Genomic DNA, 22,971 nt, shown 5'->3' on the forward strand with positions numbered 1-22,971 from the left:
GCCTGCGCATCGGCGCACGCGCCCTTCCCCTTCGTCAATTTCAACAGCCAAAATCCGCGCTCCTCCGTTAAGGCCCATTGCATCTTGGGCTTGTTAGCGATAACAAGCCCGTGGCCCCATACAACACTATTTGAAGTCCGAGGAGACTACGCATGTCTGTAAAAGTAGCGATCAACGGGTTTGGACGCATTGGCCGGAATGTTCTGCGCGCCATCGTTGAATCCGGCCGCACCGATATTGAAGTTGTGGCGATCAACGATCTTGGTCCGGTTGAAACCAACGCGCACCTCCTGCGCTATGACACCGTGCATGGCCGTTTCCCGCATGACGTGACCACAACCGACAACACAATCGACGTGGGCCGTGGCCCGATTGCTGTAACCGCAATCCGCAACCCTGCCGAACTTCCATGGGGTCACATCGACATCGTGCTTGAGTGTACCGGTATCTTTACCGCCCGTGACAAAGCCGCCATCCACCTTGAAAACGGCGCGAGCCGCGTTCTTGTCTCTGCGCCATCCGCAGGCGCTGACAAAACCATCGTATACGGTGTGAACGACAACACGCTCACATCCGATGACATCGTTGTATCGAACGCCTCTTGCACAACCAACTGCCTCTCGCCGGTTGCCAAGGTTCTGAACGATGTGATCGGCATCAAGCGCGGCTTCATGACCACGATCCACAGCTACACAGGCGACCAGCCAACGCTCGATACAATGCACAGCGACCTGTATCGCGCCCGCGCTGCGGCCTGCAACATGATCCCAACATCCACAGGCGCGGCCAAGGCCGTTGGCCTCGTGCTGCCAGAGCTTAACGGTAAGCTGGACGGCGTTGCGATCCGTGTTCCAACGCCAAACGTTTCGGTTGTCGACCTGACATTCGAAGCCAGCCGCGACACAACCGCCGAAGAGATCAACGCTGCGATCCACGCCGCCGCGTCCGAAGGCCCGCTCAAGGGTATTCTCGGCGTCACAGATCACAAGCTGGTATCGATGGACTTCAACCACGATCCCCACAGCTCGATCTTTGCCACTGACCAGACCAAAGTAATGGACGGCAACATGTGCCGTATCCTGACTTGGTATGACAACGAGTGGGGCTTCTCCAACCGCATGGCCGACACAGCGGTTGCGATGGCAAAACTTATCTAAGCTTAACGCTTACACACATTAGAAAAGCCGCCTCAATTCGGGGCGGCTTTTTTGTTTATCTAGGCTAATCTAGAAACCCGTAGTCGGATTTAGCGGAACCGAGACACCAGTGCTCCGTTTACCGCGGGTGTCACAAACTTGCTGACATCCCCGCCAAGCCTTGCGATCTCTTTCACCAGCTTACTGGCAATCGCCTGATGCTTGGCCTCGGCCATCAAAAACACCGTTTCAATGCTGTCATCGAGCGCACGGTTCATGCCGACCATCTGATATTCATATTCAAAATCCGCAACCGCCCGAAGGCCACGAAGGATAATCTGCGCCCCGACATCATGTGCACAATCAATTAGCAAATTCTCGAACGGATGCACGATAATCTCGGTTCCGGTCTCTTTAGACAGGCCCGCGATTTCCGCCTCGATCATCGAGACCCGCTCATCCAGATCAAACATCGGCCCTTTGTCACGGTTAATCGCAACGCCGATCACAAGCCGATCCACAAGAGCGGTACTGCGCCGGATGATATCAATATGCCCCAAGGTGATCGGGTCAAATGTACCCGGGTATAGTCCGATGCGCACGTTGGTTCCTCCTGTGGCAATGTTTGGTGCACGCAACATTATTGCGCCACGGATTGCAAGCCTTTCCCGACGCCGCCTGCCGGAATAATTGGCGCGGCGCGCATCAGCAAAGGCTCGCGCTGATTAGTGGCCCATGATCATGCCTTGAAGGGCGTCTTTCTCCATTGCGAGTTCGGCGAGCTTGGCTTTAACCACGTCACCGATAGAGATCAGCCCGACAAGCGTTCCGTCTTCAACAACGGGAACATGGCGGAACCGTCCGTCTGTCATCTTCTGAAGCACATCATCCACCTGATCGGCACGGCCGCAGGTTACAACACCGGTTGTCATCACCTCAGAGATTTGGTCCGTCATACAGGCCACCCCTTTTTGGGCAATCTCGCGTACGATATCGCGCTCCGAAAGGATGCCTTCTGCCTTCTTGCCATCATTTGAAATCACAATCGTACCGATCTTGCGTTCGGCCAGCATTTGCGCTGCCTCACTCACGCTCGCGCTTGCCGCCAAAGTGACAACCCCATCATCCGCCTTGGATTTCAAAATCTGTTGCACAAGCATGGGCACCTCCATGTAAAAATTAAAGAATACCCCAAGCGTCGCCCCAGAATGGGCTTGTGTCAAGAATTTGCCTCCAAACGCGCGATTTCGCCGCGTATTCCCTGCGCCAGAAGCTCCGCAAAACGGTTCAGCCGTTCTACGCGCCGGTCGTCCATATGTCGCACGAGGTAGAAATTGCGGGTGAGCGAGATTTCGTCGGTCAGGATTTTCGTAACATTCGGCGCGGCCGGAATAGCAAAATCATGCACCACACCAAGCCCCCCACCCGTGCGCACCCAGTTGAACTGCACCGATACGGAATTAGAGCCAAGCGTCACGTGATCCGCCCCCGCTTCCGAGAGGTAATCCAGCTCCTTGTCGAAAATCATATCGGGGATATAGCCGACAATCCGATGCCCCTTTACGTCTGCCAGCGTACGGATTGGTGGGTGTTCGGCCAAATATTCACGGCTCGCGGCAAGATGCAGGTGATAGGCGGAGAGCTTCTGCACCGTCAGCCGCCCCGCACTTGGCGGGCTTACGGTTATTGCCATATCCGCCTCCCGTTTAGAGAGGTTAAACACCCGTGGCAGCGCAATAATTTGCACCTCAAGCCCCGGATGCGCGGCGCATATCTCCGCACAGACCTGCGGCAAAAGATAGTTCGCACACCCATCAGGCGCACCAATACGGATCGCTCCGGTAAGCCCCCCTGCATCACCCGCAACATCAGAAAACGCCTCGCCGACCGCTTGCTCTGCGCGGATCGCGTGCTCCAAGAGCCGCTGCCCTGCCGTTGTGATCGCGTATCCCTGCGGTGATTTCGTGAACAGCGCGGCATCCACCTGCTGCTCCAACTGAGCAATTCGGCGCCCCACGGTGGCCGGATCAACGCGCAAGACCTTACCTGCGCCGGAAAGGCTCTCTGCCCGCGCAACAGCCAGAAACACCCTTAGATCATCCCAACGCGCCATGCTGCCTCGTACCTATAAAAATGCAAAACCCTTTTGAGAACTTGCCTCTTTTACATACAATTTTGCAAGCCTATTCTACGCCCGACGCATAGAAACCCTCTATGCACGCAGTTTTCACGGAGGAGAATATTCCATGACCGAACTCACCCATTTCATCAATGGCAAGCACGTCAAAGGCACATCCGGCCGCTTTGCAGACGTGTTCAACCCAGCGACAGGCGAAGTGCAGGCCAAAGTGCCGCTCGCGTCACAAGCCGAGCTTGATGCCGCCGTTGCCGCCGCAGCCGAAGCGCAACCTGCATGGGCCGCAACCAACCCACAGCGCCGCGCCCGCGTGATGATGAAAGCCGTACAGCTTATCAACCGCGATATGGACAAGCTTGCCGAAGCCCTGTCCCGCGAGCACGGCAAAACTTTCGTTGACGCCAAAGGTGACGTGCAGCGTGGCCTCGAAGTCATCGAATTCTGCATCGGCGCGCCGCACCTCCTCAAAGGCGAATTCACCGATTCCGCTGGCCCCGGCATTGATATGTATTCGATGAAACAGCCGCTCGGCGTTGTGGCAGGTATCACACCGTTCAACTTCCCTGCGATGATCCCACTCTGGAAAATGGGCCCTGCGCTTTCTTGCGGGAACGCCTTTATCCTCAAGCCAAGCGAGCGCGATCCTTCCGTGCCGCTGATGCTCGCCGAAATCTTCCAAGAGGCCGGCCTGCCTGATGGCGTTCTTCAGGTGGTCAACGGCGATAAAGAAGCCGTGGATGCGATCCTTGATAACGAAACCATTCAGGCCGTGGGCTTTGTTGGCTCCACCCCAATCGCTGCGTATATCTACGAGCGCGGCTGTGCGAACGGCAAACGCGTACAGTGTTTCGGTGGCGCGAAAAACCACATGATCATCATGCCAGACGCCGATCTTGACCAAGCCGCTGACGCCCTTGTTGGCGCGGGCTATGGCGCTGCGGGCGAACGTTGCATGGCGATCTCTGTTGCGGTTCCCGTGGGCGAAGAAACCGCCGACAAGCTCATCGAGAAGCTTATCCCGCGCGTTGAAGCGCTCAAGGTTGGCCCATACACAGCTGGCGATGACGTGGACTACGGCCCCGTCGTAACAGCGGCGGCCAAAGCCAACATCGAAGCATTGGTTGAATCCGGTGTTCAGCAAGGCGCAACGCTGGCCGTTGATGGCCGAGGCTTTAGCCTGCAAGGCTACGAAGACGGCTTCTTTGTTGGGCCGCACCTCTTTGACCACGTCACACCAGACATGGACATCTATAAGAAAGAGATCTTTGGCCCTGTCCTTTCGACCGTCCGCGCTGGCTCCTACGAAGAAGCCATCGGCCTCGCCCTCAGCCACGAATATGGCAACGGCACCGCGATCTATACCCGCGACGGCGACACCGCCCGCGATTTTGCCAACCGGATCAACATCGGCATGGTCGGCATCAACGTGCCAATCCCTGTGCCGCTGGCCTATCACACATTCGGCGGTTGGAAAAAATCCGGCTTTGGCGATCTGAACCAACACGGCACCGATGCGTTCAAATTCTACACACGCACCAAGACCGTAACCTCCCGCTGGCCTTCGGGCATCAAAGAAGGCGGCGAGTTCAACTTCAAAGCCATGGACTAAACATATCGGGCCGGAGCACACCTCCGGCCCTTTTTCTATCCAAAACTTTTCACCGCAATCTTGCGGCTTGCAATACTCTTGCAACATTGAAAAACTAAACAAGCGTTCAATTCACGAGGATCGGAGGAGCCCCCATGGATTTTGCACTTACAGACGAGCAATCCACAATCTACGACATGGCCTTTGCCTTCGGGCAGGAAGAGATCGCACCCAATGCCCAAGCATGGGAAGCAGCGGGCGAAATCCCGAAAGACCTCTGGCCCAAACTGGCCGAACTCGGCTTCGGCGGCCTTTACGTTAGCGAAGAAAACGGCGGCGCGGGCCTCACTCGGCTTGACGCAACGCTGGTGTTTGAGGCGCTTTCGGCAGCCTGCCCTTCGGTGGCGGCGATGCTCTCGATCCACAATATGTGCGCCGCGATGATCGACAAATTTGGCAGCGAAGACCTACGCGCAAAATATCTCGGTGATGCGATCACCATGGAACGGCTCTTTGCCTACTGCCTGACTGAACCTGGATCCGGCTCCGATGCCGCCGCTCTCAAGACCCGCGCTGAAGAAACAGAGAGTGGCTTTTCCCTCACGGGCACAAAGGCGTTCATCTCCGGCGGCGGCTACGCAGACGCCTATATCGTTATGGCCCGCACCGATGGAGACGGCCCGAAAGGCATTTCCGCTATGGTTGTGGAAGACGGAACCGAAGGATTGAGCTTTGGCGGGCTGGAACAGAAAATGGGCTGGAAAAGCCAGCCCACGCGCCAAGTGCAATTGGACAATTGCCACATTTCTGCCACAAACTTGCTCGGCGAACGCGGCAAAGGTTTCACATATGCAATGGCTGGGCTTGATGGCGGACGTTTGAACATCTCGGCCTGCTCTCTTGGCGCGGCACAGAACGCACTCAACCTAACGCTGCAATACATGGGCGAGCGCAAAGCCTTCGGTAGATCCATCGACCAGTTTCAGGCACTACAATTCCGCCTCGCGGACATGGAAATCGAAATGCAAGCCGCCCGAACGTTCCTGCGCCAAGCGGCATGGAAATTCGATACTGGTGCCCACGACGCAACCAAATTCTGCGCCATGGCGAAACGGTTTGTCACCGAAACCGGCAGCAAAACCGCCAACCAATGCCTGCAACTTCACGGCGGCTATGGTTATCTCGCCGACTATGGGATTGAAAAAATCGTACGTGACCTGCGCGTCCATGAAATCCTTGAAGGCACCAATGAAATCATGCGCATGATCACCGCGCGCACCCTACTGGCGGAGCGAAACCAATGAGCCTCATCCACGCCCGAAAACAAGGAAAAATCGGCCGCATTACCCTCACCCGCCCCAAGGCGATGAACGCGCTGTCGGCCGGTATGCTGGCCGAGTTAAGCCCCGTTCTGCGCGCATGGGCAGAGGACGATAGCGTCACGCTGGTTGTGATTGACGGCGAAGGCGAGAAAGCCTTTTGTGCAGGCGGCGACGTGGCCGAAATCCACGGTTGGGGCACGAGCGGTCAGGTTGAAAAAGCCCAGAAATTCTGGCGCGAAGAATACCGAATGAACGCCGAGCTGTTTGAATATCCAAAAGCTATCGTAAGCCTCATGCACGGCTATGTTATGGGCGGCGGCGTCGGGCTCGGATGCCATGCCTCACATCGCGTTGTCTGTGAAAATTCGCAAATCTCAATGCCAGAAACCGTGATCGGTCTCATCCCTGATGTAGGTGGAAGCTGGCTCCTTGGCCAAGCTCCTGGTCGCCTTGGGGAATACCTCGGGACTACGGCGGGACGCATGGGCCCTGCAGATGCGATTTTCGCCGGTTTCGCCGATACCTTTATCCCGCAATCTGAATGGCCCGCACTGATCGAAAAACTAGCTGAAACTGGTGATTTCAATGTTGTCGATACCTTCGGTCAAACGCCGCCCGCTGGCCGCTACGAGCCGATGATGGACGACATCAACGCGCATTTTGCGGGCGAATCCATGGGCGATATCGTCCGCAGCCTGCGCACACATGACACTGATTTTACGTCCAAATGTCTGGACTCCATCGCATCCAAATCCCCCATCTCCATGTGCGCAACAGTGGAACTCATCCACCGTCAGCGCGCCTCTAACCTGACAATCTGGAAAGTGCTGGAACAAGAGTACCGCTTCACCCATCGCGCCATCGAAGAGACCGACTTTATCGAAGGTGTCCGCGCGCGTCTGATCGACAAAGACAACGCGCCCGTATGGAAACACGAGAGCGTCGAAGATGTTCCGCCGGTACTGATTTCCCGCCTCCTGATGCCGCTTGGCAAGGATGGGTTCAGCAAAGAAGAGAAAGGCCAAACTATGAAAATCGGTTTTATCGGACTCGGCAATATGGGTGGCCCAATGGCAACCAATCTGGCCAATGCGGGCCATGACGTTAACGGTTTTGATCTCGTTGCGCCCTGCCCTGAAAAAGTTAACAAAGCCGCCAGTGCACAGGACGCCGCGCAAGATGCCGATATCGTCATCACCATGCTGCCGAACGGCGCAATCCTGAATTCCGTGGCCGAAGATATCCTCCCCGTTATGAAAGACGGCGCCTGCTTGCTTGATTGCTCCACTGTCGATGTAGAAAGCGCACGCGCAGTGAGCGAAGCCGCCAAAAAACGTGGCCTTCTCGCCGCTGATGCACCGGTTTCTGGTGGCATCACAGGCGCGGCAGCAGGCACCCTCACCTTTATGGTCGGCGGGAGCGAAGAGGCCTACAAGGCTGCACTTCCCCTGCTTGATATCATGGGCCAAAAATCTGTTCACTGCGGCGATGCAGGCGCAGGCCAAGCCGCCAAGATCTGCAACAACATGATCCTTGGCGTCACTATGATCGCCACCTGCGAAGCCTTTGCAATGGCTGACAAATTAGGACTGGACCGTCAAAAAATGTTCGACGTGGTCAGCACCTCCTCTGGCTATAGCTGGACCATGAACGCATACTGCCCCGCTCCCGGCGTCGGCCCGCAGAGTCCCGCGGACAACGATTATAAACCTGGGTTTGCGGCGGAACTCATGCTGAAGGATTTGGGCCTCTCGCAGCAAGCTGCGGAAAGCGTCGATGCCGATACGCCAATGGGAAAAATGGCACTGGCGCTATATGAGAAATTCGTTGAGGACGAAGACGGAAAAGGTATGGATTTCTCTGCCATGCTCCCGCGGTTCGAAAAGCGTGGTCGGGAATAGTTTAGACCCAGTTTTTCGGCGCACAGAAGTGCTGCGGTTTCCGCAACAACTTGGTTAACAGTGCATAAAGACGACCTAAGAACCATAAACGCCGCGGAGAGCACCCGCGGCGTTTATCTTAATTAATCCTAACAAAACCGGATTATTCGGCGGCCAATCGCTTCGCGCCAAGCATTTCCTTCAGATAATGCCCCGTATAACTACCTTCGGTTTTCGCAACCTGCTCTGGCGTGCCTTTGGCGACAATTCTACCGCCGCCATCGCCACCTTCAGGGCCAATATCAATGATGTGATCCGCCGTTTTAATAACGTCCAAATTGTGCTCGATGACGATCACTGTATTGCCCTGATCAACAAGCTCGTGCAGCACCTCCAGCAGCTTTTTCACATCCTCAAAATGAAGCCCAGTTGTCGGTTCATCCAGAATATAAAGTGTGCGCCCTGTCGAACGTTTTGCCAGCTCTTTCGAGAGCTTCACCCGCTGTGCTTCACCGCCGGAAAGTGTCGTCGCTTGCTGTCCGACTTTGATGTATCCAAGCCCGACACGCATAAGCGCATCCATCTTGTCACGAATGCTTGGAACCGCTTGGAAAAACTCCTGCGCGTCCTCAACCGTCATATCAAGAACGTCGGCTATGCTTTTGCCTTTAAAGCGAATTTCCAGCGTCTCACGATTATATCGCGCGCCGTTACAGGTCTCGCAAGTCACATAGACATCAGGCAGGAAATGCATCTCGATCTTGATGACACCGTCCCCCTGACAGGCCTCGCAACGCCCCCCCTTCACGTTGAATGAAAACCGGCCAGGCTTATACCCACGCGCCTTCGCTTCGGGCAGTCCGGCGAACCAGTCACGGATGGGCGTAAAGGCCCCTGTATAGGTCGCTGGGTTGGAGCGTGGTGTGCGGCCGATCGCACGCTGATCAATGTCGATCACCTTGTCCAGATGCTCCAACCCTTTGATGGTTTCACATGGCGCTGGTGTCTGCCGCGCACCGTTAAGGCGCATGCTTGCTGTCTTGAACAATGTCTCGATGGTCAGCGTCGATTTTCCGCCGCCAGACACCCCGGTTACACAAACGAATTTTCCAAGCGGGAAGTCCGCAGTAACGTTTTTGAGATTGTTCCCCGTCGCTTTACAAACCTTAACATGTTTACCATTTCCCTTGCGCCGTTCCGCAGGAACCGGAATCTCGCGCACACCGCTTAGGTATTGCCCCGTAATGGACGAGGCCTCCGAAACGATCTCTTCTGGTGTGCCTTTTGCAACGACCTTTCCGCCATGGACCCCCGCCCCAGGGCCGATGTCGAACACATAGTCCGCCTCACGGATCGCTTCTTCATCGTGCTCGACCACGATGACTGTATTGCCCTGATCTCGCAGGTTTTTCAAAGTCTTAAGCAAACGACCGTTGTCACGTTGATGCAGACCAATCGAAGGCTCATCCAACACATAGAGAACGCCTGTGAGGCCTGAACCAATCTGGCTTGCCAGTCGAATGCGTTGGCTTTCGCCGCCTGAAAGTGTGCCTGAATTTCGGCTTAGCGTTAGATAATCCAAACCGACGTTATTAAGGAATCCTAACCGTTCGCGGATTTCTTTCAGGATGGCACGGGCAATTTCGTTTTTCTGCTTGCTCAGCGCCTCGGGTACACTCTCGCACCATTCAAGCGCTTCACGGATCGACATCTGGACCACCTGCCCCACATGCAATCCGCCAATTTTAACCGCAAGCGCCTCTTCGCGAAGCCGGTAGCCACCACAAGCACCACAGGGGCGGTTGTTCTGGTAGCGCTCGAACTCTTCTCGAATCCAGTTGCTATCCGTCTCTCGATAGCGACGCTCCATGTTGGGAATGACACCTTCGAACGGGCGCGTCACTTCGTATACGCGGCCCCCTTCATCATACCGGAACGGGATTTCTTCTTTGCCGGAACCGTAAAGAAATACTTGCTGCGCAGCCTTGGGAAGGTCTTTCCACGCGATGTTCTTATCAAATTCGTAATGCTTTGCGATGGCTTCGATGGTCTGCAAGAAATACGGAGATTTGCCTTTTCGCCATGGCGCAAGCGCCCCGTCATAAACCTTTAGGGTGACATCCGGCACGACCAGCCGCTCATCGAAAAACAGCTCCATTCCAAGACCATCACACGTTGGGCAAGCGCCGAAAGGTGCGTTGAACGAGAACAACCGCGGTTCGATTTCAGGGATTGTGAAGCCGGACACAGGACACGCGAACTTCTCGCTGAAGGTGAAGCGTTCGGGCTCCTCCTCACCACGTGGCGCAGTCTCTAGAATCGCGATGCCATCGGCCAGATCAAGCGCGGTTCGGAAACTGTCTGCGAGACGGGTTTCCATACCTTCACGCACCACTATACGGTCGACCACAACGTCGATATCATGGCGGAATTTCTTGTCCAATGTGGGGGGCGCATCAAGCTCATAGAACTCGCCATCAACCTTGACACGCTGGAAGCCCTGCTTGCGTAAGTCTATGAATTCTTTACGGTACTCCCCTTTGCGGTCACGCACCATCGGCGCGAGAAGATAGCCGCGCGTGCCCTCTTCCATAGCCATGACGCGATCCACCATATCCTGCACCTGTTGTGCCTCGATTGGCTTGCCAGTTGCGGGGCTATAGGGCGTACCGGCGCGCGCAAAGAGCAAACGCAAATAGTCGTAGATTTCAGTGACCGTCCCGACCGTCGAGCGCGGGTTTTTACTGGTGGTTTTCTGCTCAATACTGATAGCTGGTGACAGGCCGGAGATATGATCAACGTCCGGCTTCTCCATCATATCGAGGAACTGGCGCGCATAGGCCGACAGAGATTCGACGTAGCGACGCTGCCCTTCGGCATAGATCGTATCAAACGCCAAACTGGATTTCCCGGAGCCAGAAAGACCAGTCACAACAACGAGTTGATCCCGTGGAATATCAACGTCAATCGACTTGAGATTATGCTCGCGCGCGCCGCGAACTTCGATGTTTTTCAACTCGGCCATGACCCACCTCTTAAGACTTCTTTAAGGGATAAGGCAAAGCGAAGGGGCTGCCAAGCAGAAATGGAACATAAAAGGAACATTTGCAGAATATATCGCCCAGAAGGCCAACACGAATGCGTGAGCCTACGCCGCCCTAGTCGAAAAACGCAAAAGGGCCGAAGCATCCCTGCTCCGGCCCTCGGAAACTTATTGCAAATCGATCAGATGTGCAGCGCGCGGCCGTAGGCGTCCAGCACACTTTCGTGCATCATTTCGCTCAAGGTCGGGTGCGGGAATACTGTATTCATCAGCTCTTCTTCAGTGGTTTCGAGCGTTCGGCCCACCACATAACCTTGGATCAATTCGGTAACTTCGGCACCAACCATATGCGCGCCAAGAAGCTCGCCTGTTTTCGCGTCAAACACCGTTTTCACCAAGCCTTCAGCTTCGCCCAGAGCAACGGCTTTCCCGTTGCCAATAAACGGAAATTTACCAACCTTAACGTCGTAACCCAGCTCTTTGGCCTTAGCTTCGGAATACCCGACAGAGGCAACCTGTGGCTGACAATAGGTACAGCCCGCGATGCTCTCTGGTTTGACCGGATGCGCATGTTTACCGGCAATGAGTTCGGCAACCATAACGCCTTCGTGGCTGGCTTTGTGAGCAAGCCAAGGAGCGCCCGCGATATCGCCGATCGCATAGAGACCATCAACACCAGTGCGGCAGAATTCGTCTGTTACAACGTGCGTGCGGTCGATCTTGACACCCAGCTCTTCGAGGCCGAGGTTCTCACAGTTGCCAACGATACCAACAGCAGAGATCACAGTATCAAAATCGTGCTTCTCGACCTTGCCGCCCACTTCGATATGTGCGGTGACTTTACCTTTGGCGCGGTCGAGTTTCTTGACCATAGCTTTTTCCATGATCTTCATTCCCTGCTTCACGAACTGCTTCTTCGCGAAGGCAGAAATGTCTTTATCTTCAACCGGAAGCACACGATCCATCACCTCAACGACGGTCGTATCCGCACCCAAGGTGTTGTAAAAGCTTGCAAATTCAATGCCAATCGCGCCGGAGCCGATGACCAGCAGCTTTTTCGGCATCCGAACAGGATCAAGCGCGTGCTTATATGTCCAAACCAGATCACCATCTGCCTCTAGCCCAGGAAGCTCGCGCGCGCGGGCGCCAGTGGCAAGGATGATGTTCTTGGCGGTCAGCTCTTCGGTACCTTTGTCGGACTTTACCGAAACCTTGCCCTTGAGCACTTTTGCTTCGCCCATGAACACCGTGACTTTGTTCTTTTTCATCAGGTGCTTGATGCCGCCAGCCATTTGTTTGGCCACGCCGCGCGAGCGGGCGATGATCTCTTTGAGGTCAAAGCCGATCTTCTCGGCAGAAAGGCCAAATTCCTTGGCGCGTTCCATCTGGTGGTAGATTTCGCTCGACCGCAGGAGCGCTTTCGTCGGGATACATCCCCAGTTCAGGCAGATACCGCCAAGGTGTTCGCGTTCGACAATCGCAACATTCATCCCGAGTTGTGCCGCACGGATCGCCGCAACATAACCGCCGGGGCCGGCCCCGATAACGACAACATCAAAAGATTTGGAAGACATGAAAAAGCACTCCGTTTCAAGAATTAGTTCAATACTAAACTATCTTGAAATACACATCAACAGCCCTGCACCCGCCGTAAGTGACGCAGGGACAGGCGCTTTGATTTTAAACGCCTTTTTCTATGCGCTTAGAGCCTCGACAGCTAATTTATAGCCGCCACCTTTAAGAAATTCGGCTTCCAATGGCATTTCTTCGCGATCCAGAGCCGTGTTCCGATAGGGGAATCGGCCAAAGCGACGGATCACATAACGATGCGCTTTTGCATGAAGAAGATTGTCATCGCCGCTCTCCGGCATCCGCTCTTTCATCAGGCGCACACAGCGTTCCTGATCCGAGAGGCATTCGGAGTGCATCAAAGGAAGATAGAAAAACTGCCGCGCAGGCTCGTCGATCTTCATATCCCATTTGCGATCAATCGCGCATTTCGCCGCCGCCAAGGCTTTGGCATCCGATGCAAAGGCTTTACCCTCGCCGCGGAACATATTGCGCGGGAACTGATCCATTAGAATGAGATAGGCAAGGACACCGCTTGGATGGGTTAGCCAAAGGCCAAGTTGCCCGGCCATCGCCGCCTCCCACGTCGGAAGCGCGAAGTCGCGAATACGCGCATCAAGCTCCTCGCCGCCCATGTACCAGCCCTTCGGCCCTACTTCATCCAGCCAAAAGGCAAGGACGTCTTCTGATTTCAGCATGGCAAACCTCCATTGCTGCGACCTGTCCCCCGTAAACGAATCGTCGCAAAACATTTACAATTTGGCAAGAAAAACCATGCTTTAGTGACGGTTTTGTGTGTCTTCTTCGTCAAGTGCGGCCTCAATGGCCACTTCTTGCGCGAATTCAACAGCTGCCGGAGAAGCTTGCGGGAAAACCGGAGCATAGGCGCCGGTTGCATCTGTCTGATGCGCTGGGCGCTGCGACATCCGCCAGAGCGCGTACCCTGCGACACCAAGCATCAAGAGCGCGAGCAACCCGAAATAGGCCCCCGCCCCCACGAAATCCATGCCCCAACCGAGCACCAACGGTCCGCCAATTGCGCCAACACCGGATGCAAAGATCATACCGCCAGAGGCCGCCGCCATCTGGTCGTGTTCCAAATAGTCATTGGTATAGGCGATGAGGAGCGCATAGAGCGGATTGGACGTACCACCGACCATAAAGCCCGCCAACACGAGCAGCGGGAAGTAATCCCCCGCCAACACACCAAGCAAAGCACCGCCGCCGCCCAAAACCGCAATCGCAAAAATCAAAACGCGGCGGTCCATTCGGTCAGATAGCCACCCCACCGGATATTGCAGCACCAGCGCGCCAACATAGATCATCGACACAAACACCGAAATTTCCCGAACGCTTAGACCAGCCTGCAGACCCCAAACCGCCGACATGCCGAATTGAACCGCGAAGACGCTGCCCAATAGGAAAATCCCGACAATCCCCAAAGGCGAAATCCGCCAGAGTTCCAAGAGGCTGAGTGGTTCGGTCCGTTCAAACGCTGGGATCGGTACAACCGACAGCAAAATCGGTGCAAAGGAAATCGAAACCAGCACGGAGGCGATGATAAACAGCGTGTAACCAGACGGATCCCCAAAAGCCAAAAGCGCTTGCGCAGAGACGATGCCGACCATTTGAACGATCATGTAAATCGACAGCGCCTTACCGCGGTTTTCGTTGTCTGCCGCATCATTAAGCCAGCTTTCGGCTGTTACATAAACGCCAGAGAAACAGAACCCGATGAGCACACGCCCGATGAACCAGCCACTCGGATAATCCACAACCACAGGATAGAGGATCATGATCGCCGAGATAAAAGAACCGAGTGCAGCAAACACACGCACATGCCCCACTCGCCGGATCATCGCCGGCGCAAGCCGCGAGCCGCCAAGAAACCCAATGAAATAGCCCGTCATAATGACCGACATCCAAAGGGTCGAATAACCCTCGATTCCGCCACGAATACCAAGGAGCGTACCCTGCAGGCCGTTGCCCACCATCAGGAACATCACTCCAAGAAGCAAAGCCCAACTGCTGCTCAAAACCTGAAACATCGCGCGTTTTCCTGTTAGATTCGGATGAAGCGGGCCATGTCGGCGGCTTTCACCCTTTATTTCAATTGCTTACACTATCATCTCGCGGGCGCACCCGCTTCTGGCATCTTGTCGAACCCCACCCTGCCTGAGTGGATTTGAAACGACAACCCGTTGTGATTTTACGGCGTGGATCACTTCCACCGGCGGCGAGATAATGCTTGCCTAACCGTTCCGCCAAAGGAGCGAACTGTCTCCATAAGAGAAGAACCGATAGCGGGTTTCTATGGCATGGCCATAGATTTCTTTGGTGTGCTCCGTTCCGATAAACGCAGAAACAAGCATCATCAATGTGGACTTCGGCAGGTGGAAATTGGTCATCAAACCATCAGCCACCTTAAACTCAAAGCCCGGCGTAATGAAAATATCTGTCGGCCCAACCCATGGTGTTATCTCGCCTTCGCGGGCTGCAGTTTCAATCAACCGTAGCGCCGTGGTTCCAACAGGGATCACCCGACCGCCTTTGGCCTTGGTGTCGCGAATGTCGGCGGCGGCCGCTTCGCTCACTTCGCCCCATTCAGCGTGCATTTTGTGTTCGGAAATATCATCAACCTTCACAGGCAGAAACGTCCCTGCGCCCACGTGTAGCGTTACATAGGTGATGTCTACGCCCTTGCTTTCTAGAGCTTCAAGCATCTCGCGCGTGAGATGAAGCGAAGCCGTCGGCGCGGCAACCGCCCCTTTGCGACGGGCAAAGACAGTTTGGTAATCCTCTTTGTCCTGCGCATCGGCGGGACGTTTGGCAGCGATATAGGGCGGCAACGGCATTGCTCCCGCTTCTGCCAAAGCTGCATCGAAATCGTCGCCCGTAAGGTTGAATTTGATCCGCCCTTGGCCCGCATCTTTCGCAACAAGCTCAGCAGTCAGGCCAGCGGAAAACTCCACTGTCTCACCCTCGCGCAGCTTTTTGAGCGGCTTGATCAACGCGCTCCAGCTTCCGTCTGCTTCGGGTGCAAGCAAGGTCACTTCGATCCGTGCTTCGGTCGGCCCCTGCGCGCTATCGCGGCGACGCACGCCAAAGAGTCGCGCAGGGATAACTTTGGTATCATTCAAGACAAGCCGATCACCTTCGCGAAACTGCTTCAAAAGATCTGCGACATGCAAATCCTCAATCTCTGTTCCGTCAGAGACCAAAAGCCGTGCCGCCTCGCGCGGAGAGACTGGCCGCGTTGCGATCAAGTCCTCTGGTAGGTCAAAATCGAAATCCGAAAGCTTCATACCGCATCCTTATGGCGTCATTTGGCAAAAATAACCGGTTACACCCAAACAACGGGCGTCGCGCGGTTTACGCGCTTTGTGGCGTAATGCAAGCCCAAATCCTGCGCTAGTTCGCCGGTTCGGTGCCAGAGGGTGGCGGCGGCGGGGCAACGCGGAAAATCTCACGGAACATCCCGGGCGTCAGGATCGAGAACGGATTCACCGCAATGCGTGGCGCGGCCGTGGTTCCCGTTAGATCATAGTTAAAGCCGAATAGCCCTTCGCCGCGGCGCGTCAGGAACGAGCCAATCCCGTTCAAGAGGTAGAACGGGCTGATAACGCCCGACATATTGAGCGTATTGGATTTCGTATCAAACTGCCCCGCCATTGAAACACCAAGGCTTGCGCCGACCGCGCTACTTCGGGTCAAAGTCACGCGATTTGGCTCAATAACAAAATCGGCGATCACATCGGTAAAGAGAAGCCCTGTATCGTCAAGCTGCTCTAATAGCCCGACAACAGAAATCGCGTTCAAAAGCCCTGCGAGCGCTGGCGCATCCTTTACCCGCACGCCATTGGCCGTCAGGCGGCCATTGTAGGTTCCGGGTTGGGGGCGCGGCGCAAGGATAAGGTCCATCGCGCCTTTGGTCGCGGATTTAAACAGCCCCGCTGCGCGGAAGGCTCCGCCCGCATCTTCTGAACGTACGCGAACGGCAGTTCCATGTTCGCTCGGCGCGACAGTACCGCTCACAGGAACCTCACCGTTGAGCCGCCCGTTAAACGTCCCTTTGAAGCCCGCTCCACCTGTAAAATTGCCGCGAAAACCGCTAAGGCTGATCTTGTCCGATACCACCAACCGATCAAGCGCCAGCGTTATCGGCGCACCACGTGTTGCCCCACCCGACGCGCCACCGCTGCCGCCAAGCTTCAATCCGCGCACATCAATTCGCCCGCCAAGCACCTGAATTTCTGGTGCAGCGCCTTTGCCCCGCCCCCGCAGTACCACAGGCGCATCAAGCCAATTGCCGACGCGCACGCGGGAAAATTTCGCCGCTTCAAAATCGCCATCCGCGCCAACTCCAACTTTACCGTTTGCCGTAAGTCCGCCGACTTCGATCTCAAGCGCGTCAATCTGTGGCGGTGTCCCCAAGAGGCCAGAAACATTAAGCCGCCCTGTCTGCTTCTCTGAACTTGACCATCCAAGCTCCGGTATTCGCAAACCCAACTGGTTAAGGTCAGAGCTAAACGTAAAGGCAGGCGGTTGATCCTTGATCATGCTGATATCGATATCGGCAGTTCCCGCACCGCGTAGCATCCCCTTTGGTAAGCCAAGGTTAAAAGCCGACACAAAGCGCTCCGAAAGCTCAACACTGCCAGAGACTTTGCTGTTCCCGATATGCTCCGGCCCGAATTGCTTTTGCCAGAACGCATTAAACGGCACCCCATTTTCCGCGGCAGTGCGCGCTTCATCGGCAGTGGTGAAAAGCCAGCCTTGGCCGGAAATCTCCATCCCTTCGGTGTTAACCGAAAGCGCAAGCTCAGGCGCAACAAGATGCTTTCCCGCAACGATTTTGTCAGAGGTCACACCCCGTAACGCACCCTCAACATTGTAATCGACATCCTTGAGCTGAACCTTCTTTACAATGTCAAACCCGAGCCGCGCGGAAAGGTCGGCTTGTCCGTTTGCGATATCCAATGGCTGTCCGTTTTTGCTCAGGAAGTTAAACGGCTCCATGTCGAGCAATGCGAGCGCCGCTGGAATTTCGCCGCGCACCTTCATATCCACCACCATCGGCGACGGGCGCAGCCGTACATCCGGCATTGAAATCACCGTTCCAGCCACATCAAGCCGCCCGCCGTTTGGCGCGGTTACGCCGCCATCCTCAACCACAATCGACATGGTTGGCCCGAACAGCGTCGCATATCCGCGCCCGTTCTCGACCGGCGGCAAAGATTTCATATAGCGCACCTGCGCATCGCTAAACTGATAGCCAAGCGACGTGCGCGGCTCGGTTCCAGGGCTGGTGCGGATTGCGGCATTCACATCATGAATGCGCCCGCCAGTGACATTCTTGTTGAGCCAGCCTCGGGTACGCGGCGCGACTTTCACAGGCCAAAGCGCAAGCAAGCTATCGTGGTCAATCGTGTTGATCTCAAGATCAAGTGCGGTCTGCCAACCTTCGGGCTCTGTGCTGATCCGCCCCTTTGCAAGTATGTGGCGCTCCGCCGTGGTGAGCGAAAGCTGCCCGATATCAAGGCTGAACGGATCAAGCCGAAGCCGCATATCCAACGCTCCACCGTCAAAAACAGCGGGCTCCGGCAGGGTTTCGGCGGGGTTCATGGCAAAGTTCTGAACCTGAAATTGGGTCACAAGGGCGTTGGGCCGCTGTCCTTCCCATTCTTGGAGATAAGAAAAGCCCGTTGCTGCAAATTCGCCCGTCTGGGTACGAACCTTCACCTCGTCGAAGGTGATTTTGGCGGTCTCGGGATCATAGCTGAAATAGGTTTTGGCGTCGCGAAAGACGATGGGGCGCGTGTTTGCCGTGGGCTGAAGCGCACCAGCACCGATTTCGAGCGTTCCGTCGAGATCTCCAAGCCGCCCATCCGGAAGAATTTCGCTCCGCAGCGCGCCGGAAATCGGCGCATCCAGCACCCCAAGCCATGATAACGCAGGCGATTGAACCGCGATATCACGCGCGTCCACATCACGCACGGTCATGCCGAAGGTCGCGGCAACACCCTCGCGCGGGGCGGAAAGCGCAAGCGCAATCGGCGCCGCCGCGCCATCATCCATCTGCACCGAAAACGCAACCGCCACGTCGATCTGACCGCCAAGCGTGTTCATAGCCAGCGCGCCGTTTCGCACGGTCCAGGACTTGCCGCTCTGCTCGTCTACCATGTCGAAATCAAGCTTCCGGATCGACACATCCTCAATCACGTTCAGCGTTGGCAAATCAAAGACCCGCTTAAACGACAGGATCACCTCGTTGATATCCCCCGTCGCCGCGAGGCCCGATCCAACATCAGGACCAAGCGACACGTTAAGTTGCCCGCCCCTGTCACGCCGCAGCGCGATCCGCGCGCCTTCCAGATTTACCCTTTTCGGATGCAGCTCCGCGCTAAACAACGGTGAGGTGGCAAAGACGGCCTGTACCCTGTCGAAATGCGCCAGCGGCTTGCCATCTCCGCCGAGATAAACAACATCGCGCAACACGAGATCGGGCGCGAGCCCATCTACAAGCTCCACGCGCGCGCTGCCAATCGCAACAGTCCCTGATGGAATCGTTTCGTTAAGCCTCTCTTCAACCTTCTGGATCACCCAAACTGGCGTATCGACCCCGCGCTTTAGCAACGCAAAGGCCACGCCAACAATGATCACAGCAACCGAAAACAAGCTGAATATCGTGAAAACGCCGATCTTGTGATGGGTTTTCATCTGACGCTTTGGCTGTTTGCGGTTTGGCGCGTCTGGTTCTGGTGTTGTGTCAGCTATGGTCAGGCCCTCGAAAACCGAGCCGCAATCTGCTGGCCCGTTCCTGTGGTTTTTATCTTGGCCCAAAGCAGGGTACAACAAAACCCGATTCTGCAATGAGGACAGACATGACACCACCAATTGATACAAACCAGCCAACCGACGCACTCATCGAAGGCGTACAAGCGCCGCGTTTTGCATTGGCCACGGCAAGCGGCCCGATTTCGAACGAAAGCTTTTCCGGCAAGTCAGTTGTTCTGTTCTTTTATCCGCGTGATAACACCCCTGGTTGTACGACCGAGGCGCTCGAATTCACCGCGCTAATCGAAGAGTTTGCGGCCGCCAACACCACCGTCGTTGGAATCTCCAAAGACACGCTCAAGAAACACGAGAATTTCGCCAACAAACACGACCTAAAAGTGCTGCTCGCCTCGGACGCGGATAGCACCACCTGCGAGGATTTTGGCGTGTGGCGGGAGAAGAAGATGTACGGCAAAACCTTCTATGGCATTGAGCGCAGCACATTTCTTCTTGATGGCGCGGGCCGTGTCCAACGGATCTGGCGCAAGGTCAAACCAGCAGGTCACGCTGCCGAAGTGCTTGAGGCCGCCAAGGCGATTACACAATGAGCAATGAGACAGCTTCCGAAGCAGTGACATTGCCCAAACCTTTGGCGGAAATGGCGGATGACGTCCTTCGGACTGCCGATGCGCGCGAAAAAACCGCGCTCTCGCGTCGCTACGCCGCGCTTTGGCAGGAGGCCCGCAAAAATGGGCAAACGCCCGACATCGGCACCGCCTCGCCGCCTGACTCGCCTGCGCGTCCCTCAGAGCCGCCGCTTCTTGATCCGCGCGATGTGCCGCGCCGCAAACCTGGCACACCGGAAGGTCGCATCGCGATTCTGCATGCTGTGGCGCATATCGAATTGAACGCGGTGGACCTTCACTGGGACATCATCGCGCGGTTTGGCCATATCAAAATGCCCATCGGATTCTATGACGACTGGGTCAAGTCTGCGGACGAAGAATCCAAACATTTCAACCTGATGGCAGATTGTCTTGAAGCGCAGGGAAGCCATTATGGCGCCCTTCCTGCACACGCGGGCATGTGGCGCGCCGCCGAAGATACCGCCGAAGATTTGATGGGGCGGCTTGCGGTTGTTCCTATGGTTCTGGAAGCGCGTGGGCTCGACGTGACACCCGGCATGATCAAGATTTTCAAGCAGGCAAAAGACACCAAAGCCATCGAAGCGCTTGAGGTGATCTATGCCGAAGAAGTCGGGCATGTGGCCTATGGAAGCAAGTGGTTCCATTTCCTTTGCGGGCGCCACGACCTTGATCCAAAAGACGTCTTTCACGATCTGGTTCGCAAATATTTCCACTCGACCCTGCGGCCACCCTTCAATGAGGAAAAACGTGCCGAAGCCGGAATTCCACCGGATTTCTACTGGCCGCTCGCCGATGAGATGCACAAAAATTAGGCAGTCAAATTAATTTTCCCTTAAATGCAGGACATGTGGTCGCAGAGTTCGGCGAGATTTCGCCAATTTTTCACCTATATGCACACTCTTTCCTAAAGAAACTTGATCGATTTAGCGCAAACGTCTAATCACCTTACTGCACGGTAGCCTTGGGGAAGGTACGTGCCACTGGGGAACTTTGGGGCAGCAAACGGGGCAGGATTTTGCGGGCACGACTATTAAACAGGCTTAACACAGCACTGGAAAAACGCTTACCGGAACGCAGGTTGTTTCTGCGTTCGGACAATGAAACCCGCTTTCTGCGTCTTAAGCCAACCACTCAAGCTTTTGCACTTCTAGGTTGTGCGAGCGTCGTTGGGTGGACAATCGTCGCCTCCTCGATCCTGTTCATGCAAAGCATCAGCTCTGGCTCTCTTCGGGATCAGGCCGAGCGCGAACAGTTCCTTTATGAAGCCCGCCTCAACACGCTGTCTGCCGAACGGGATTACCGCACCGAAGAAGCGATCTCCGCGCAGCAACGTTTCTCAAAGGCGTTGGACGAAATTTCCGAAATGCAGTCGGAGTTGCTCCGGTTGGAAGACCGCCGGTACGAGCTTGAAACCGGCATCGAGGTCATACAGGCAACTCTTCGCAAGACAATCAAGGAACGCGACGCCGCGCGCGCCGAAGCCGCTGAATACGCGCTTAAACTTGAGGGAAGCGAAGAGAACACAATCGCAGATGCCGGCTCAGTGGATGATGTTCTGAACACTGTCGATTTCCTGACCGCTGCTCTCGCAGGTGCTGCTGACGAGCGTGATCGCATTGCTCAAGACGCCTCCTCGGCTTTCGCAACGATTGCCGATCTGGAGTTCGAGGCCAAACTGATGCGTCAACGTAATGACCGCATCTTCAGCCAACTCGAAGAGGCCGTGTCTGTTTCACTGTCTCCAATGGATCAGATGTTCCGCAATGCTGGCCTCTCGCCTGACAGCATCCTCAAGCAGGTGCGCGCCGGTTACAACGGCCAAGGCGGACCACTTACGCCGCTGTCCTTCTCTACCAAAGGTGAGCGCCCTGACGCCGACAGCCTGCGCGCCAATGCGATTTTGCGCAGCATGGACAACGTGAACATCTATCGTATCGCCGCCGAAAAAGCGCCATTCGCCCTGCCCGTCAAATCCGCCTTCCGCTTCACATCAGGCTTTGGTCCACGTTGGGGCCGGATGCACAACGGTACCGACTTCGCCGCTTCGCACGGCACGCCCATCCACACCACAGGCGATGGCGTCGTGATTCACGCAGGCTGGCAGTCCGGTTATGGCAATCTAGTTAAAGTACAGCACGAGTTCGGGATCGTAACCTTCTATGCCCATATGTCAAAAATCCGCGTGAAAAAGGGCCAAAGAGTCTCGCGCGGGGATCGTATTGGTGATATGGGAAATACTGGTCGGTCCACTGGCACACACCTTCATTACGAAGTGCGTGTAGGTGGCAAACCCGTCAACCCGATGAAATTTATCAAGGCAGCACGCGATGTTTTCTAAAAGCAAAATCAATGAACCCGGCCCCAAGAAATCCGGCGAACCAGTGACCGCTAAACCTACGGAGGCCGCAGTGCCAACTACCCCTACTGAGATGAAACAAACGGCACCGAAAGCAAAACCACCGGCATCGGTACTGTCTTCTGATCTCGCAATCACAGGCAACCTCAAGACATCTGGCGACATCCAGATCGAAGGAACCGTGGATGGCGATATCCGCGCGCACCTGCTGACCGTTGGCGAAGGTGCAACTGTTCGCGGTGAAGTTATTGCAGATGACGTTGTTGTAAACGGCCGTGTCATTGGCCGCGTTCGTGGCCTCAAAGTTCGCCTGACATCGACAGCACGCGTTGAGGGTGACATCATCCACAAAACAATCGCGATCGAAAGCGGCGCACACTTCGAGGGCTCCGTCCAACGTCAGGACGATCCCCTGAACTCCGGCGCAAAGCCAGCTGCCAAACCAGTGGCTGCTGCTGCACCGAAATCCGCTTAAACAATACAGTTTCACAGCGTGAGAATTGACAAAGAGCTGCC

The 22,971-nt window shown here is 55.6% G+C and carries 17 protein-coding genes; 8 read left to right on the forward strand and 9 right to left on the reverse strand.

The window, feature by feature from the left end:
• The first annotated feature begins 152 nt into the window (after positions 1–152).
• Positions 153–1,157: a type I glyceraldehyde-3-phosphate dehydrogenase gene (gap, locus tag OU789_RS07800; protein ID WP_274654810.1), complete on the forward strand. Its 1,005-nt coding sequence runs from the start codon at positions 153–155 to the stop codon at positions 1,155–1,157.
• Positions 1,158–1,246: 89 nt separating this feature from the next.
• Here the strand turns inward: gap and coaD are convergent, their stop codons facing one another.
• The 3 genes from coaD to OU789_RS07815 form a co-directional block, all read right to left on the reverse strand.
• Complete coding sequence (gene coaD / locus OU789_RS07805; RefSeq protein ID WP_274654812.1) at positions 1,247–1,738, reverse strand: pantetheine-phosphate adenylyltransferase; 492 nt, start codon at positions 1,736–1,738, stop codon at positions 1,247–1,249.
• 123 nt (positions 1,739–1,861) lie between these two features.
• On the reverse strand, positions 1,862–2,296 hold the full coding sequence (locus tag OU789_RS07810) for a CBS domain-containing protein (protein WP_274654814.1): 435 nt from the start codon (positions 2,294–2,296) through the stop codon (positions 1,862–1,864).
• Between the two features lie 59 nt (positions 2,297–2,355).
• On the reverse strand, positions 2,356–3,249 hold the full coding sequence (locus OU789_RS07815) for a LysR family transcriptional regulator (protein ID WP_263952965.1): 894 nt from the start codon (positions 3,247–3,249) through the stop codon (positions 2,356–2,358).
• Positions 3,250–3,382: 133 nt separating this feature from the next.
• Between OU789_RS07815 and OU789_RS07820 the strand changes: the two genes are divergently transcribed.
• The 3 genes from OU789_RS07820 to mmsB all read left to right on the forward strand — a co-directional run bounded on the left by OU789_RS07820 (position 3,383) and on the right by mmsB (position 8,084).
• Positions 3,383–4,882, forward strand: coding sequence for a CoA-acylating methylmalonate-semialdehyde dehydrogenase (locus OU789_RS07820; protein ID WP_263952964.1), 1,500 nt, complete (start codon positions 3,383–3,385; stop codon positions 4,880–4,882).
• Positions 4,883–5,016: 134 nt separating this feature from the next.
• Positions 5,017–6,165 (forward strand): acyl-CoA dehydrogenase family protein, encoded by a 1,149-nt coding sequence (locus tag OU789_RS07825; protein ID WP_274654817.1) that lies wholly within the window; start codon positions 5,017–5,019, stop codon positions 6,163–6,165.
• Entirely contained in the window at positions 6,162–8,084 is a 1,923-nt protein-coding gene (gene mmsB / locus OU789_RS07830) for a 3-hydroxyisobutyrate dehydrogenase (RefSeq protein WP_274654819.1), read from the forward strand. The genes OU789_RS07825 and mmsB overlap by 4 nt, the downstream gene beginning before the upstream one ends.
• A 142-nt stretch (positions 8,085–8,226) precedes the next feature.
• Here the strand turns inward: mmsB and uvrA are convergent, their stop codons facing one another.
• The 6 genes from uvrA to OU789_RS07860 all read right to left on the reverse strand — a co-directional run bounded on the left by uvrA (position 8,227) and on the right by OU789_RS07860 (position 19,533).
• Positions 8,227–11,088 carry an excinuclease ABC subunit UvrA gene (uvrA, locus tag OU789_RS07835; RefSeq protein WP_274654821.1) on the reverse strand — a complete coding sequence of 954 codons (2,862 nt, stop codon included), beginning with the start codon at positions 11,086–11,088 and terminating at the stop codon, positions 8,227–8,229.
• A gap of 200 nt (positions 11,089–11,288) precedes the next feature.
• Positions 11,289–12,680 carry a dihydrolipoyl dehydrogenase gene (gene lpdA / locus OU789_RS07840; RefSeq protein ID WP_263952960.1) on the reverse strand — a complete coding sequence of 464 codons (1,392 nt, stop codon included), beginning with the start codon at positions 12,678–12,680 and terminating at the stop codon, positions 11,289–11,291.
• A 120-nt stretch (positions 12,681–12,800) separates the two neighbouring features.
• Positions 12,801–13,373: a DUF924 family protein gene (locus OU789_RS07845; protein ID WP_263952959.1), complete on the reverse strand. Its 573-nt coding sequence runs from the start codon at positions 13,371–13,373 to the stop codon at positions 12,801–12,803.
• Between the two features lie 81 nt (positions 13,374–13,454).
• A complete protein-coding gene (locus OU789_RS07850; protein ID WP_274654824.1) occupies positions 13,455–14,723 on the reverse strand; it encodes an MFS transporter in 1,269 nt (422 codons plus the stop codon).
• 204 nt (positions 14,724–14,927) lie between these two features.
• Positions 14,928–15,980, reverse strand: coding sequence for a tRNA preQ1(34) S-adenosylmethionine ribosyltransferase-isomerase QueA (gene queA, locus OU789_RS07855; RefSeq protein WP_274654826.1), 1,053 nt, complete (start codon positions 15,978–15,980; stop codon positions 14,928–14,930).
• Positions 15,981–16,086: 106 nt separating this feature from the next.
• Positions 16,087–19,533 carry a hypothetical protein gene (locus OU789_RS07860; RefSeq protein ID WP_274654828.1) on the reverse strand — a complete coding sequence of 1,149 codons (3,447 nt, stop codon included), beginning with the start codon at positions 19,531–19,533 and terminating at the stop codon, positions 16,087–16,089.
• Between the two features lie 26 nt (positions 19,534–19,559).
• On the opposite strand from OU789_RS07860, the gene OU789_RS07865 reads away from it, so the two are divergent.
• The 4 genes from OU789_RS07865 (at position 19,560) to OU789_RS07880 (ending at position 22,930) form a co-directional block, all read left to right on the forward strand.
• Entirely contained in the window at positions 19,560–20,060 is a 501-nt protein-coding gene (locus OU789_RS07865) for a peroxiredoxin (protein WP_274654830.1), read from the forward strand.
• Complete coding sequence (locus OU789_RS07870) at positions 20,057–20,911, forward strand: ferritin-like domain-containing protein (protein WP_274654832.1); 855 nt, start codon at positions 20,057–20,059, stop codon at positions 20,909–20,911. The genes OU789_RS07865 and OU789_RS07870 overlap by 4 nt, the downstream gene beginning before the upstream one ends.
• 203 nt (positions 20,912–21,114) lie before the next feature.
• The gene (locus OU789_RS07875) at positions 21,115–22,437 is read left to right on the forward strand and encodes a M23 family metallopeptidase (protein ID WP_274654834.1); all 1,323 of its coding nucleotides are present in this window, start codon (positions 21,115–21,117) and stop codon (positions 22,435–22,437) included.
• Entirely contained in the window at positions 22,427–22,930 is a 504-nt protein-coding gene (locus OU789_RS07880; RefSeq protein ID WP_263952952.1) for a bactofilin family protein, read from the forward strand. Before OU789_RS07875 ends, OU789_RS07880 begins: the two co-directional genes overlap by 11 nt.
• The last annotated feature ends 41 nt before the right edge of the window (positions 22,931–22,971 follow it).

Source organism: Halocynthiibacter sp. C4, assembly GCF_028823805.1.
GTDB lineage: Bacteria > Pseudomonadota > Alphaproteobacteria > Rhodobacterales > Rhodobacteraceae > Falsihalocynthiibacter > Falsihalocynthiibacter halioticoli.